The sequence below is a fragment of the Geomicrobium sp. JCM 19038 genome, assembly GCF_000698125.1.
Lineage (GTDB): Bacteria > Bacillota > Bacilli > Bacillales > Marinococcaceae > Geomicrobium_A.
Map to the genome: position 1 here is coordinate 17,499 of NZ_BAXA01000015.1, position 14,978 is coordinate 32,476.

The 14,978-nt window shown below is 41.1% G+C and carries 17 protein-coding genes; 12 read left to right on the top strand and 5 right to left on the bottom strand.

Annotated elements, in window-relative coordinates:
• Positions 1-18 precede the first annotated feature (18 nt).
• From sppA to tpx, 5 genes are all read left to right on the top strand, one after another.
• Positions 19-1,014, top strand: coding sequence for a signal peptide peptidase SppA (gene sppA, locus JCM19038_RS16435; RefSeq protein WP_052361852.1), 996 nt, complete (start codon positions 19-21; stop codon positions 1,012-1,014).
• Between the two features lie 12 nt (positions 1,015-1,026).
• On the top strand, positions 1,027-1,587 hold the full coding sequence (locus JCM19038_RS16440) for an RDD family protein (protein ID WP_052361854.1): 561 nt from the start codon (positions 1,027-1,029) through the stop codon (positions 1,585-1,587).
• A 101-nt stretch (positions 1,588-1,688) separates the two neighbouring features.
• Entirely contained in the window at positions 1,689-2,378 is a 690-nt protein-coding gene (locus JCM19038_RS16445; RefSeq protein ID WP_042420171.1) for a DUF2953 domain-containing protein, read from the top strand.
• 6 nt (positions 2,379-2,384) lie between these two features.
• Positions 2,385-2,828 carry a GerW family sporulation protein gene (gene ytfJ, locus JCM19038_RS16450; protein ID WP_042420174.1) on the top strand — a complete coding sequence of 148 codons (444 nt, stop codon included), beginning with the start codon at positions 2,385-2,387 and terminating at the stop codon, positions 2,826-2,828.
• A 64-nt stretch (positions 2,829-2,892) separates the two neighbouring features.
• Positions 2,893-3,396, top strand: coding sequence for a thiol peroxidase (gene tpx / locus JCM19038_RS16455; RefSeq protein WP_042420177.1), 504 nt, complete (start codon positions 2,893-2,895; stop codon positions 3,394-3,396).
• Positions 3,397-3,783: 387 nt separating this feature from the next.
• Here tpx and JCM19038_RS16460 read toward each other — a convergent pair whose 3' ends face one another.
• The 4 genes from JCM19038_RS16460 to JCM19038_RS16475 form a co-directional block, all read right to left on the bottom strand.
• A complete protein-coding gene (locus JCM19038_RS16460) occupies positions 3,784-4,308 on the bottom strand; it encodes a PH domain-containing protein (protein WP_042420180.1) in 525 nt (174 codons plus the stop codon).
• Between the two features lie 353 nt (positions 4,309-4,661).
• Complete coding sequence (locus tag JCM19038_RS16465; protein WP_042420181.1) at positions 4,662-5,000, bottom strand: DUF3221 domain-containing protein; 339 nt, start codon at positions 4,998-5,000, stop codon at positions 4,662-4,664.
• Between the two features lie 51 nt (positions 5,001-5,051).
• Positions 5,052-5,813 (bottom strand): hypothetical protein, encoded by a 762-nt coding sequence (locus JCM19038_RS16470; protein WP_042420183.1) that lies wholly within the window; start codon positions 5,811-5,813, stop codon positions 5,052-5,054.
• Positions 5,814-5,955: 142 nt separating this feature from the next.
• Positions 5,956-6,207, bottom strand: a complete 252-nt coding sequence (locus JCM19038_RS16475) for a hypothetical protein (RefSeq protein WP_042420185.1) — start codon at positions 6,205-6,207, stop codon at positions 5,956-5,958.
• A gap of 539 nt (positions 6,208-6,746) precedes the next feature.
• Here JCM19038_RS16475 and JCM19038_RS16480 point away from each other — a divergent pair.
• From JCM19038_RS16480 to argH, 4 genes are all read left to right on the top strand, one after another.
• The gene (locus tag JCM19038_RS16480; RefSeq protein WP_042420187.1) at positions 6,747-7,736 is read left to right on the top strand and encodes a class I SAM-dependent methyltransferase; all 990 of its coding nucleotides are present in this window, start codon (positions 6,747-6,749) and stop codon (positions 7,734-7,736) included.
• A 10-nt stretch (positions 7,737-7,746) separates the two neighbouring features.
• Positions 7,747-8,565 carry an EcsC family protein gene (locus JCM19038_RS16485; protein ID WP_042420190.1) on the top strand — a complete coding sequence of 273 codons (819 nt, stop codon included), beginning with the start codon at positions 7,747-7,749 and terminating at the stop codon, positions 8,563-8,565.
• A gap of 587 nt (positions 8,566-9,152) precedes the next feature.
• Positions 9,153-10,358: an argininosuccinate synthase gene (locus JCM19038_RS16490; protein WP_042420193.1), complete on the top strand. Its 1,206-nt coding sequence runs from the start codon at positions 9,153-9,155 to the stop codon at positions 10,356-10,358.
• Positions 10,355-11,728 carry an argininosuccinate lyase gene (gene argH, locus JCM19038_RS16495; RefSeq protein WP_042420200.1) on the top strand — a complete coding sequence of 458 codons (1,374 nt, stop codon included), beginning with the start codon at positions 10,355-10,357 and terminating at the stop codon, positions 11,726-11,728. Before JCM19038_RS16490 ends, argH begins: the two co-directional genes overlap by 4 nt.
• A gap of 150 nt (positions 11,729-11,878) precedes the next feature.
• On the opposite strand, the gene JCM19038_RS16500 is transcribed toward argH, so the two are convergent.
• Complete coding sequence (locus JCM19038_RS16500; RefSeq protein ID WP_307190053.1) at positions 11,879-12,373, bottom strand: universal stress protein; 495 nt, start codon at positions 12,371-12,373, stop codon at positions 11,879-11,881.
• A 193-nt stretch (positions 12,374-12,566) separates the two neighbouring features.
• Here JCM19038_RS16500 and JCM19038_RS16505 point away from each other — a divergent pair, with 193 nt between their 5' ends.
• The 3 genes from JCM19038_RS16505 to ald all read left to right on the top strand — a co-directional run bounded on the left by JCM19038_RS16505 (position 12,567) and on the right by ald (position 14,966).
• Positions 12,567-13,331 carry an SDR family oxidoreductase gene (locus JCM19038_RS16505; RefSeq protein WP_042420202.1) on the top strand — a complete coding sequence of 255 codons (765 nt, stop codon included), beginning with the start codon at positions 12,567-12,569 and terminating at the stop codon, positions 13,329-13,331.
• A 77-nt stretch (positions 13,332-13,408) separates the two neighbouring features.
• Positions 13,409-13,762, top strand: coding sequence for a hypothetical protein (locus JCM19038_RS16510; RefSeq protein WP_152549489.1), 354 nt, complete (start codon positions 13,409-13,411; stop codon positions 13,760-13,762).
• Positions 13,763-13,838: 76 nt separating this feature from the next.
• Positions 13,839-14,966 (top strand): alanine dehydrogenase, encoded by a 1,128-nt coding sequence (gene ald / locus JCM19038_RS16515; protein WP_042420207.1) that lies wholly within the window; start codon positions 13,839-13,841, stop codon positions 14,964-14,966.
• The last annotated feature ends 12 nt before the right edge of the window (positions 14,967-14,978 follow it).

Genomic DNA, 14,978 nt, shown 5'->3' on the forward strand with positions numbered 1-14,978 from the left:
CTTAGAGGAGGAAATACTGTGACAGTAAAACGTTGGATTGCTCTTGCTGTTGCAGCAATTGTACTAGTCGTTTCATCGATGTTTCAATTTTTTAGTGCAATTGCTTCAACGAATTTATCTGACATGTTCGAACTTGATGGAGGCGATTTTCGTCAGGAGATTATGGAAACAGGAACGAACGGTCAAATTGCCGTCATTGACTTAGATGGCATGATTATGGATACAGGTTCTCAAGGAGGTCTTTTTGCAGGAGGCGGCTATGATCACCGTGTGTTTATGCAAATGTTAGAAGTCGCTGCCGAAGACGCAAGCGTCGATGGTATTGTCATTAACGTAAACACGCCAGGTGGAGGCGTCGTTGAAAGTGCAGCGATTCATGATCGAATTGTGCGAGCACAAGAAGAATTTGATACAGAAGTATATGTATCAATGGGTAGTATGGCAGCTTCTGGTGGTTATTATATTGCTGCACCTGCAGACTACATCTCGGCACATTCGGGCACGATTACCGGCTCAATTGGTGTTATTATGGACAGCATCAACTTTGCCGAACTTGCTGAAGAGTGGGGAATTAGCCACAACGTTATTAAATCTGGCGAGTACAAAGACATCATGAGTCCCACTCGTGAAATGACATCAGAAGAAGAGCAACTGCTACAGGACATGGTCGATGACATGTTTGAAGAGTTTGTCGAGGTTGTCGTCAACGGTCGCGATGATCTTACTGAAAGCGAAGTGCGAGAACTTGCTCAAGGGCAATTATTCACTGGAAATCAAGCGCTAGAAAACGGCTTAATTGATGGCGTTGGTGATCTTGAACATACAATTGATCAAATGCAAGAGAACTTAGATCTTAATGCGACAGTCGTACATTACACGACAGATTTTGGAGTCGGTTCAATTTGGGGACTTGCGGCGGAAACACTTGCAAGTGAGCGTGTAACGATGAATCAACTCGAGCAATTGATTACACATTCAAATGCACCACGCTTAATGTATCTCTATCAAGACTAAAGGAGTGGAATGATGGATTACACATACGATGAAGAAAATCGATACGATCGACAGCCTCATCAAACCGATCATGAACCTCCTAAGCAAGAGGCAATGCAAAAAACGGTTGAAGAGAGCATTTATGCAGGTTTTTGGATTCGTCTATGGGCGTATTTATTAGACTTGCTCATTGTTGGTGCAGTAAATGGAATACTCATTACGCCAATCTTTATGTTTATGGACTCAAATCCTACGTTGTTAAGCATCTTTACAATTCAAGGATTGTTAACGGCAACGATGGCTTACGTATACTTTGCAGTTATGACGAGATATCTCGGTCAAACGCTCGGTAAGATGGCGTTTGGATTACGAGTTGTTCGAGCAGACGGAGCGAAGGTGCGTTGGTCAGATGTGTTTTTCCGTGAAGTGCCGGGGCGTATGATTCACCGAGTACTTGTCATTACAAACCTGATGTACATCGTCGTAGGTGTGCATCCAGAAAAGGCTGGCGTTCATGATTTACTTGCTGATACGAGAGTGATTCGTGATACGAAAATTCCTGCCGATCGAGACGAAGACGAAGAAGATGAATAGTTTGGAAACCGGTGCAATGACGTTGCACCGGTTTTTTTCGTTTATACGATTAGTGTTTTGTCGATACTATCAACAGTAGTGTCTAAGAAATGAGGGAAAAAATGGTTTGGTTGATCGTTAGTGCCGTAACGCTCATATTGCTAGGATTCGGGGTTGTGACGTACTTCCTTCGTGTTTCGTGCCATATTCACATCCTCCAAGCCAATTTACATACAAACGGCGAACTACAAGTGAAGCTGTTGCGCGGCTTACTAAAAAAAACGTGGGACGTACCCGCCATTCGTTTTGATGAAAAGAACCTTTCTTTTGTTTTTGTGGAAGATGAGACAAAACTGTTTTCAAAGCGTAAACAGAAAAAGGTGAAAGAAGAGACACCGAGGGATATTGAGAATCGGCTGAAAGATTCTAAAGAATTGATTGAGGGCATTTCCCATCTTGGAACGATCGTTCGAAAGTTTTTAGCGACGGTTCGCGTTGAACAATGGAAATGGTCAACAACGTTTGGGACAGGGGATGCTGCGGTAACGGGCATTGCTGCTGGAATTGCTTGGACGTTAAAAGCTTTTATTCTTCAACTCGTTTCGTCCTATACACAATTACAAGTTAGACCACATTTCCACGTGACACCCTTTTATCAGGCGCCGGTGTTTTATATGGATGTTCGTTGCATAGTTACTTTCCAAATCGGACACGCTATACGAGCATTACTTAAAATGTGGATGCATAGCAAAAAGCTACAAAAAACATCCTCTCGGAATGAACGTACGGAACATGTAACGAAAGGGGCATAACGTGCCGTGGCAGAACATCCTATTCAAGGTTTAATGAAAACAGCAATGGAAAACATTAAAGAAATGGTCGATGTGAATACGATTATTGGTGATCCCGTTGAATCACCAGATGGCAATGTCATCATCCCTGTTTCCAAAGTAGGCTTTGGGTTTGCAGCAGGTGGTACAGAAATGAACGTTGGACATGCGATGGATGAAGAAGAACGTCATCCGTTTGGAGGAGGTAGTGGTGGTGGTGTGTCCATTACGCCGGTTGCCTTTCTAATTGTCGGAACACATGGCGTTAAGATGATCCATTTGAACAATGGCACACACTTCTATGAGAAATTACTTGAACTTACTCCTCAAGTTGTAGAGAAAATTAAGGATCTCATTCAAGGAAATGAGCACATTGAAGACCAAAGTTTATCGCCAATCGATGTCACAAAAAAAGAAACTCCGCCTTTTTAAATTTGCAGACATTGCCAATTCCGATTAGACTAGATGTAAAGGATCTACTCTAGGAGGATTATACATGGCAAAAGTAACGTTTAAAGGCAACCCAATGACGCTAGTAGGAAATGAAGTTAAAGTAGGCGAACAAGCGCCGAATTTCACCGTACTTGATTCAAGTCTACAAGAGAAAACACTTGCAGATTACGAAGGTAAAACGATCGTAATTAGTGTGATTCCAAGCATCGACACAGGCGTTTGTGAACAACAGACGAAACGTTTTAATGAAGAAGCAGCTAAATTAGATAACGTTCAAGTCCTAACAATTAGCGCAGATCTTCCATTTGCACAAAAGCGCTGGTGTGCAGCAGAAGGCGTTGACAATCTTGAAATGCTCTCAGACCACCGTGACTTTTCATTTGCACAAAGCTTCGGTCTAGGCATGAAAGAACTCCGCTTACTTGCTCGCGCTGTCTTCGTCATTGATGATAAAGGAACAATTCAACACGCTGAGTATGTTGAAGAGGCAACCAATCACCCTGACTATGACAATGCATTGGCACAAGTGAATAGTCTTATTAAGTAATAGCACACAATAAACTGGCTCATCATCTAATGATGAGCCAGACGCTGTTTAGAAAATGTTCTCGTAAATGAGTAGGCGGCTTCTGTGGCTACGCTTGCCGCGGGCGTTGCCTCAGCTATCGTGCTACGCACGATGATCTTCTGCTAACGCTTCTCCCGCAGGCGTCTTCGCCACGACAGCCGCTTTACTATGACATGTTGAAGTTTTACAAATGCTAAGTTAAAATGTATTACTTTGATGCTTTAAACTCTACAAGTTCATTAACTTTCCACTTCTTATTTATACTAGAACAACACCATTTTGACATTCTGACGACGTATACTTGTATGTGTCGTTTTTCTTACGTCTTAAAGGATGTTAAGAAAAGTTATGTATTAAGTATATTAATTATCCTAATAGTTTCTTTTTTTCCGTTTGGAACTCTTCATCTGAAATTGCCCCAATATCCAATAGCTCTTTCAATTCTTTTATTTTAGCGTAATTACTTAATTCTATTTCATGAGTAGAATTTATAGTTGCCCCTTTAACTTTTTTAATAGCTTCGTTTGTCGCATCAATAAATGGTTGTACAGTGGCTTTCATGCACTGTTTAATTATAAATTTATCTGCTCCATCCCAAATGTGAATTTCGCCGAACACCATCCCTCTTTTTTGAGCGATAGAATTAATTTTTTCTAATAATATTTCTTTTTGTTTAATGCCATAAACCATACCTTTATCTATAAAAATAACCCTTTGGTTCGTTGAGACGACTAGCCAAGTGTTCCCTTCTAAAAATCCACTGGTAGCGTAATTAACAACCTCATTATCATGAAGAATTTTAGGAAGCTCTTTTATTTCTTTTTTAGTTCCGAAGGTATCGCTGATCCCTACTTCTTTAAAACGGTGCTTAACAGATTCAACAGTATGCAAATATTTTCTCCTCTTTCTGTAATAGTATAAAAGAAAATTCAATTGAAAAAATAGTAATATTAAGCAGTAACTTAGGTGTGTATAATCGTAAGTCATAAGCCACTTTTAATCAATAAAGATAAATAAAGTAATAAACCTAAGTTCTATTAATGGCAAAAGAGATGGACGAGATGTTGAATACAGCTGTATATTCATTAGGAAAAATTTAGTCGATAAAAGAGTCGGTTCAGTACGATCAAAGAGTTACCGATACTTGAGAATATTGCATTCCGACTATAACAATGCATTGTCATAAGTAAACAGCCTTTTTATTTGAAAACAGATCTAGAGTCGTTGCTCCTATATAATTTATGCTAATGATCAATGACTTCAAAAGTTGTTGCAGTCATTTGAACAGGATAACTTTCCATCATTACACCATCATACCCGACTCTAATCGAAGCGCCTTTTTTAACTTGAGCGAATTTAAAAACAGTACTCGCTGGAATTCGCACGATTACAGTGTCTGATAAATGAGGATCTTCTTCAATATCAATCGTAAAGGAAAAGCCCATCCTATTGATGTCTGAGGTTACACCCTCGATATACAAAAGCGTCTCATCGTGATCTGTTGGATCAGCATTAGAATTAGTACAAGCAACGAATAGCATGAATAGTAGCAGCGTAACGATAAAGACGTTTAACGTTTTCACGACAGAACAATGGATTACGTTGTCATTGCCTTACCTACCCCAGAGTCATGTTTAAGTGAGCCCTTTCTTTTCGTCAACGAGTTTCTGAAAAGCGCTTGGGTCAGTAAGGTAAAGACGCTCATCAAGTGCTTGGTCAATTTTTGCGTTAATCATGTCTGATTGAACCGTATGAATGGTTTCTTCCACTTCAACGTTTTGTGTGTACGTTTTCTTTGCAAGAGCATCAACGAGCATCTCATCTGTAAATTGGTACATGCTTGAAAGCGTGAGTCGGTACTTCCCATTACGATCGACTTCAGTTACGTTTCCAGGTTGCCCTTTAAAAGGTTCCATATGAGAAGTGAACGTATCATACGTATTGGAATCTTCATTGTAATAGTCACATCCAACGACGAGGTTCGACCGGACAGTTACTTGATCACCGACGCGGAACCGTGTAATGGTCGGTATGTCATAAGGAAGAACATAAGCGAAATTGTTCGTTGGTGGATCTTGCAAGATCATCACAGCAAGTTGCTTGTTCTCAACCGTAAGCAGACGGCCTTTATGGACGACCGTTCGGTTTCGAAGCGTATACCCATAGACAGGGTCATAGAAAAGCGTTCGACTAGACCCACGTATAAGCTCTTTCCCACCTTGACCTAAATAGACCCCGCGAATGCTTCCATTGCGATAGAGTTTCGCATCGGTTAGATAAATCGTATAATTCTGACTTTCTTCAATGAGAACTTCCCCGTACGTTGTTTCAATTCTGTACGTATCTGGCTGCATTCGGTGTAATACGATAACTGTACCTTTTTGAATACGAACCAACACGCCCATCTCCTCTGCAAATAAAGTCAAGATCACCGTTCGTGAAATAATGTAAGTTTATTTACTATGACACAAAAGTCCGTTTTTTTCTAGCGGAAAGAATCCATAACAAAAAAACCACTGAAGAACATTTCAGTGGTTGTTAAGCATAAGCTGCTTGAATGGCCGTTGTATAACAGTCATAACAAACAGATTCATAGATTTGGGTTGCATCCGCATAATCTTCAACATTAATGGGTGAACCAGACGTTTGCAAAACACCATCTAAATAGAGAAGGTGGTGAGTCGCATCTTGAGAACAATGAGCACATGGCATGGAAAGGTGGTGGATCGTAAATCCACATTCCATCGCACGCTTAATCGGAGAGAACATTTCACCTGTATATGAAATCATGAGCCGTACGCTTGGATGGCTACATCAAAGCGAATGGAAGCTTTCGCTAACGCTTCAACTTGTTCATCTGTGAAAAATTGTAATTCATCCACAAGAATCACTTCAGCCGTTCAGTCTCAATAATCGATTGTACATAAGATCCTTCATCGTACTTTGGGATAATGTGTGCGGGGCGTTTCGTATGTAGTGCTCGTGAAGAAACGAAAGCGCCATCTCGAAGGTCTGTTTCTGGTTTTAACGTTAAACCTTCTTCCCTTGTTCATCTAATTGATACCCGTGCATCAATAAATGAGCAGATTTCGCAGATTTCATTGTGCCGAGCATTAAATGGCGGACTTTATTAGATTTCAACATGGAAGCACCTCGTTACGTCATTTTACATGTGGACAGTCAGACCTTTATCTTGTCACAGAATGTCATTTCATGCAATGCGTAATCATTGTATGAAAATGGATTATTTTGTGTGCTCCTCTTCTGAAGGTAGAGATGTAGGGAACGAACGTGATAAACTGGAACAAGATTGTATTCGAGGTGAAAAGATGGAACGTCAAATAGATACAGATCAGTTGTTTCACGTATTGGATGAAATGGCTGAAACGCTAAGTAATGAAGGGCATGGCAGTTACTTGGAGACACTTGCGCTTGCTGGAGATAATTTATTCCAAGGAAGCATTATGCAACAACCGCTCTCCGATGTTGCCTTTAAGAAAATGGAAGAGCAATTTAAAAAGATTGATCAAATGACAATGGAACGCGAAACCGTTCGAAAGGCATTTCAACTTGCGATTATAAAAGGGATGAAGCAAGCCGTACAACCCCATCATGCGATGACACCTGATGGTATTGCTATTTTTATGTCGTATTTGTTAAAGCGTTTATTAAAAGATCAATTAGGGGTGAGTGTTTACGACCCTGCTGTAGGAACAGGAAACATGCTTACTGCTATGATGAACCATACTGAAGGCATCGAACGTGCAATTGGAGCGGACGTGGATGAGTCACTAATCCGCCTTGCGTTCGTTATGTCGAACTTACAGCAATATGAACTAGAACTGTACAATATGGACAGTGTGAAAGAAGAAGGTATACCAACGGTTGATGTGATTGTATCAGACCTTCCAAATGGGATTTATACGAACGATGAGGTCGTGGAGTCGTTCAATACGAAACCTAGTGAAGGAAGAATGCCGGCAGAATATGCAATCATTGAAAACAGCTTACGTGCATTAAAACCAGGTGGAGTTATGCTTTTATTAATTCCAAATGATATGTTTACAAGAGAACATTCGGAAGCGTTCCGTACATTCATGAGAAAAGAGACGATTACGCTTGGAATGTTGCAACTTCCTGATACGATGTTTAAAGCTGAACGGCATGGTAAGAGCATTTGGATGCTACAAAAGCAAGGCCAAGATGTTGTGGCACCACAACAAGCTTTATTCGCAGAACTTCCATCGTTTACGCGTGCAGAAGCGATGACAGACATGATGGCTAAAATTAACGAATGGTTTGATCACATTTATAACTGAAGGTGATGGCATGGATGAAGCAAAGCTTCACGAAAGACTTCGTGAGTTGTATGAATGGGAAGATGTATATTTCCCTGAAGAGATTCGACATCGTAAGTTAACGAACAGTCAAGATGTGTTACCAAAGCGTTATGAAAAAAAGCTCGTAGAACTTGTTGATCGCTTTATGTTTTATACACAAACACTCATCTTGAACTCGAGTGCACAAGTTGAAGCGGAGCAACGTATCTTATCCACTGCAAAAGTGTTTAATCATCGCATTGAACACATTTCTGAGTTGAATCAACTTTCGTTTGAACAGAACAAGTTCATCCTTGAACAACAAACGGCCAAACAACGCTTATTGTCGTTTGGACAAGGTGGCTTGACGGGTCTTGGTGGACCGTTTTTATTAGCAGCAGACTTACCGCTAATGCTTGCTACTAACTTACGCACGGTTCAATTGGCAGCAATGTCGTTTGGCAATGACCTTAGACATCCAAGAGAAATGATGATTGCCTTAAAAGCCTTCCACGTTGCTACGCTTCCGAGAAAATCGCAATATGAAGGTTGGACTGAGCTACAAGCCGAGAAAGAAATATGGATGGGGCGCTTTCCTGTCTTTTATGGTGGCAATGAGGAAGTTACATCTGTAGAGTGGTTCCAACAACCGTTGCGCCAAATTGCGAAGTTAATGATGATTTCTGTCTTAAGAAAGAAGATGGTTCAAGGCATTCCTATTGCAGGAATTGCAGTGGGGGCGTACAGCAATTATCAATTGGCAAGGCAAGTGTCAACGATTGCAGGACATTATTATGAGCGACGTTATTTAGAAGAAATCTTACAATAGAAGAAAGTAGCTAGTATTCGTTGCTTCAGGCTGTTAATAAATGAAAACTAATAAATGGATGATGCGGCTTATGTGGTTACGCTTGCCAAGAGTGTTGTCAGCTGATGGACTTTAGCTAACTATACTCTCGCAGGCGTCATTTCCACAACAGCCGCTTTTGTTTTGCATATTTTAGCTACGATAACAACGTTGAATGAGCTATATTCATAAGTACAATTTTTTTAACGTTGTAATTGACCGAAGAGTTTAAGGTTGTCACAAATGGTAATGAAAACACGCTGAACTGTGTTTTCCTAGTGCGAAGCGTGAAAGCAACCGCCAGTAATGGAAATTATATAAATCTTGGTCCTTTTTTTAAAACAAATCGTTGAATCGCGAACGTCACGTTATTACATTTTATAAAATGTATGTATAACTATTGATGTTCATTAAAGATGGTGTTACAGTATATTTAGATATTGAGAGAGGGCGATCCTCTTATATTTTTTACTAATTAATGCATAATAATAATATCGATAGCATGTTTATTCGTACCGAAACTTTATACACGGAGGTGAATGAAGGGGAAAAGATCCCTTTCAATCAATATGAACAAACAAAAAGTCGTTTTAGCCTATTCAGGTGGTTTAGATACGTCAGTTGCAGTTAGATGGTTAATGGATCAAGGATATGAAGTCATTGCAGTTGGCTTAGATGTTGGTGAAGGTAAAGATTTAGAAACAGTAAAACAAAAAGCGATTAATGTCGGCGCAAGCCAGTCGTATACAATTGACGCAAAAAAAGAATTTGCAGAAGAGTTCGTATTGCCTGCACTTCAAGCGCGTACAATGTATGAAGATAAATATCCACTCGTATCAGCGTTATCAAGACCACTCATCGCAAAGAAGCTCGTTGAGATTGCTGAACAAACTGGTGCAGGATCAGTTGCGCACGGGTGTACCGGTAAAGGAAACGACCAAGTTCGTTTTGAAGTGTCAATTCAAGCGCTAAATCCAGATCTTGAAGTATTAGCACCTGTTCGTGAGTGGGGTTGGTCCCGTGACGAAGAAATTGAATATGCAAAAGAGCATAACATTCCGATCCCGATTGATTTGGATAACCCGTATTCGATTGACCAGAACCTGTGGGGGAGAAGTAATGAGTGTGGAATTCTTGAAGATCCGTGGGCCACACCACCAGAAGGTGCGTATGATCTGACAAAACCACTTGAAGAAACACCAGACACGCCAGATACGATTGAAATTGAATTCGAACAAGGTAAGCCAGTCGCAGTTGACGGCGTTCATTATGAATTAGATGAATTGATTATGCATCTAAACAAAATTGCGGGTGCACATGGGATCGGAAGGATTGATCACGTTGAGAATCGTCTTGTTGGGATTAAATCACGTGAAGTGTATGAAACACCAGGTGCAACAACGTTAATTAAAGCGCATAAGGAATTAGAAGACTTAACACTTCCAAGAGAACTTGCGCACTTTAAACCGATCGTCTCTAAGCAATTAACGGAACTCATTTATCAAGGTCTTTGGTTCTCTGCACTTCGTCCAGCGCTTGAAGCGTTTTTGAAGGAATCACAAAAGTCCGTAACAGGAACAGTACGTGTGAAGCTCTTTAAAGGTCATGCGATTGTAGAAGGACGTAAATCACCATTCTCACTTTATGATGAGAAGCTTGCTACGTATACGAAAGAAGATGAGTTTGATCACAACGCAGCAGTTGGGTTTACGCAGCTTTGGGGACTTCCAACGAAGGTGCACAGCCAAGTAATGAAGAACGGTGTGAAACTATGACCAAGCTTTGGGGCGGCAGATTTACAAAAGAAGCAGAAGAGTGGGTGGATGCATTTGGTGCATCCATCGGCTTCGATCAACAGCTCGTCTTTGAAGATCTCGAAGGTAGCATGGCTCATGCGGCAATGCTTGCGAATTGTGGCATCATATCAGCCGATGATGAATTACTCATTCAAAAAGGCTTAAAATCCCTTTTAGAAAAAGCGAAGCGTAATGAACTCGTTTTTGACGTGAAGTACGAAGACATTCATATGAATCTAGAGAAGCTCCTAAAAGACGAGATTGGAGACGTAGCTGGAAAGTTGCATACGGCGCGTAGTCGTAACGACCAAGTCGCAACGGACATCCATCTATTCATGAGAAAAGAAACGCATGAGTTGATGACACTTTTGAACAATTTAAAGCTCGTTTTATTAGAGCAAGCCGAAGAGCATGTTGAAACGCTCTTACCTGGTTACACTCATTTGCAACGTGCTCAACCAATTTCTTTTGCCCATCATATGCTCGCTTATGTATCGATGTTTGATCGTGACTATGACAAGCTACAAGATAGTTTAAAACGTGTAAATTTATCTCCACTTGGAGCTGGGGCATTAGCAGGGACAACGTTTCCAATTAATCGCTACGAAACAGCAGAGGCACTCGGGTTTGACGATGTTTATATGAACAGTATGGATGCGGTCAGTGATCGTGACTTTCTCATTGAATTTCTAAGTATTGCGTCAACAATTATGATGCACCTTTCTAGGTTCTCTGAAGAGCTCATTTTATGGTCAAGTCATGAATTTAATTTTATTGAGTTGGATGATGCATTTGCAACGGGAAGTAGCATTATGCCACAAAAGAAAAATCCAGACATGGCTGAACTCGTTCGAGGAAAAACAGGGCGTGTATACGGCAGTTTGGTCGGGTTACTCACAACGTTAAAAGGCCTTCCCCTTGCGTATAACAAAGATATGCAAGAAGACAAAGAAGGAATCTTTGATGCTGTAACGACTGTTAAAGGATCATTAAAGATCTTTATCGGTATGATTGAGTCCATGACTGTCAAAAAAGAAGAAACTGAAAAAGCGACAAAGTCCGACTTTTCGAATGCCACAGAGCTTGCGGATTATTTAGCGACAAAAGGCATGCCATTCCGTGAGGCGCATGAAGTGGTCGGGAAGCTCGTCTTACAGTGCATTCAAGAAAATAAAGTGTTAAGTGAGCTCTCACTCGAAACGTTTAAAGAGGCAAGTCACTACTTCGAAGGAGATATCTATACTGCGTTAGACCCTTATGAAGCAGTGGCTAGAAGAGTGAGCGCAGGCGGTACAGGCTTTGCGAAAGTGAAAGAGAGCATTGCATTCCAAAAAGCAAAGTTACAATAGATTTTAAAGATTAGAAAATGACATGGCTCGTGATCGAGTGATGTCATTTTCTCTTTGTCCAATTCATACTTTACGTATTGAGGAGGGCTTCAAGTCAAAAAGCGCCCACCAAAGTGAAAACTTTGGTGGGCGCTTTTAAAACCATCTTCGTTACTTACGACGAACGATCAAAACGTCACAAGTTGCTTGGCGTACAATCGCTTCAGAAACGCTACCGATGACGATACGTTCTACTTTGTTGGCACCTGTTGCACCAGCCATGATTAAGTCAATTTCATATTTCGGTGCGATATAACGAGTGATGCGAACTTTAGGTGATCCAAAATCAAGAATTGTCTCGACTTCTTCGACACCTTTATCCAATGCTTGTTGTTTGTAGTTCTCAAGCGTTTGTTTTCCTTGTTCTTCTGCACGCTTTACGATTTGGCGGTCAAAACGTTCAATCGTAGCGAACGATTTCGTGTCAATCACAGTCACGATAAAAAGCTTGGCTCCTTGATCAATTGCAAATTCACAAGCTTGGTCAAACGTGTAGTTGGATTCGGTTGAACCATCTACCCAACTAGAATTTTCTGGTAACGACGCATAATGGTCTCCTCCTTTGTTCAAATGGTTCGTAACATAAGTATAAATCGATAAAAGCAATCGAATATCTCTTCAGAATAGCTGTTTCCTTTAAAGGGATATTCTAAACCTCATTTAAGACCATTTTACCCTGTGTTAACGAATTTGTCGAAAATTAAGTATGGGTCTAACGAAAGAAATGAGCGACTTGCTTTTCGTCTCTCAAAAAAAATAGTAAGATCAAATAGACGAACAGGACCTGGAGGTTTTCTGTATGAAACACGCACTTATTACAGCGGGATCAAAAGGATTAGGGAAACAAGTAACTGAAGCGTTCATAAAAAAGGGCTATTCTGTCACGGTTAGTTATCGAAGTGATTATGCATCTGTTCTGAGGTTGCGTGAAGAGTTAGGCATTGATGAAAAGCAATTGTTTGCCGTTCAAGCGGATGTGACGAACCGTGAAGATGTGATCTCACTCGTTCAACGGGCAAATGAGACATTTGGCCGTCTTGATGTACTCGTCAATAACGCAGGTCCATACATTTTTGAACGAAAGAAGCTTTATGATTACGAGCCATCCGAATGGCATGCGATGATTGAAGGAAATCTTTCAAGTATGTTCTATCTATTAAAAGAAGCTTTGCCAATCATGCGTAAACAACGCTATGGTCGAATTATTGCTTACGGTTTTCAAGATGTAGGAAATGCACCTGCATGGTTGTACCGCAGCGCATATGGCGCTGCAAAAGCAGGGCTTGCGTCCTTAATTAAGTCAGTAGCCGTTGAAGAAGCAGAATACGGTATTACAGCGAACATGGTTTGCCCTGGAAAGATCGTTGGTGACATGAAAGAAGCTTCAATAGAGACTGGCAAAATGCATCAAGATGACGAGACTCCGGTCGGTAGACCTGGGACCGGTGGCGACATTGCACGTACGGTTATGTTTCTCGCTGATGAACACGCAGACCTTGTGACAGGTGCCATTATTGAAGTGACTGGTGGCGTTGATGTTCTACACCAAAACCGACACGAATAGGAAGTCATTTCAAAGCCATGCTATGGGTGAGGTGATCGGTCATCAGAAAGGTACTTATAGCTGTGTTGGCGCTAGTTATGATGGTAAGTGTGGGAACGTTGGAGAGAGCAGAAGCGGATGAATTAATGGAAAGCTTTGCGCTTCGTGTGACCATTGAAACGAAAGATGGGGGATATCAATGGAGATTTGATAGCCCAGATCTTTATGAATTTCAAGATGGTGATCGGGTACTGCGCTCAGAAGATGCGAAAGAACATGTCGAGAATATGAGTAAACAATTGCATGTGAATGAAAAGGTAACAGCAGATCAATTAGCAGAAAGAATTAAGCAACATTTTCCAAAGCTACGCAAGATGGACGTTCGTTGGAAAAACGGAGAAGGTGAGCTTTATACGTGGCGGTGGAAAAGTGAGCAAGTGTTGGTTGATTAATCACTACTGTTAGTCTATCTTTGAGGTAGACTAATTTTTTATTTTATACCATAACTAGAATAGGGGCGTGGGGCTTATGAATATTGGCGTACCCAAAGAGATTAAGAACCAAGAAAATCGTGTCGCAATGACACCAACAGGCGTTGTGCTTTTAAAGCGTGACGGGCATCAAGTGTTTATTGAGACGTCTGCAGGGATTGGATCAGGATTTACGGATGAACAGTACATCGAAGCAGGTGCTGTAATCGTTGATTCTGCTCAAGAAGCTTGGGACCAAGAATTAATCGTCAAGGTAAAAGAACCGGTTCAATCGGAGTACGGTTATTTCAAAGAAGGTCAACAGTTGTTTACATACTTACACTTGGCCGCGGAAGAGGAACTAACGAAAGCGTTACTTGAGAGCAAAGTGACGGCAGTTGCTTATGAAACGGTGCAGTTACCCGATCGCTCATTGCCACTACTAACACCGATGAGTGAAGTGGCTGGAAGAATGTCAACGCAAATGGGTGTTCAATACCTAGAGAAAACAAAAGGTGGAAAAGGAATTTTACTTGCAGGTGTACCTGGAGTTAGTCGTGGAAAAGTAACGATTATCGGCGGGGGTGTTGCAGGAACGAACGCTGCCAAGATTGCATTAGGACTTGGGGCGAATGTAACGATCTTGGATCTAAGTCCACAACGACTACGTGAACTTGATGATCTGTTCGGTTCTTCTGTGAACTTACTCGTTTCAAATCCGGTCACGATTGAACAGTCAGTTATTGAAGCAGATGTTGTAATTGGGGCAGTCCTCATTCCAGGGGCGAAAGCGCCTAAGCTCGTAAAAGAAGAAACGATAAAGAAGATGCAGCCAGGTTCAGTGATCGTTGATATTGCAATCGACCAAGGCGGAATCTTCGAGACGACAGATCGCATTACGACACATGATGATCCAGTTTATACAAAACATGATGTGTTGCATTATGCCGTAGCGAACATGCCTGGTGCTGTTCCTAGAACATCAACAATCGCTTTAACAAACGTAACGATGCCTTACGTGTCAGCGATTGCGAACAAAGGTTTAGTACCTGCGCTTCAGCAAGATCTGAACCTTAAAAAGGGATTGAATACGATTGATGGTAAATTAACGTATGAGGCGGTTGCCGTTGCAATGGACTTACCATTTACGCCAATTGAAGCCGTTTTACCTTCAGAAAACGTTTAACGTTAGCCAAAA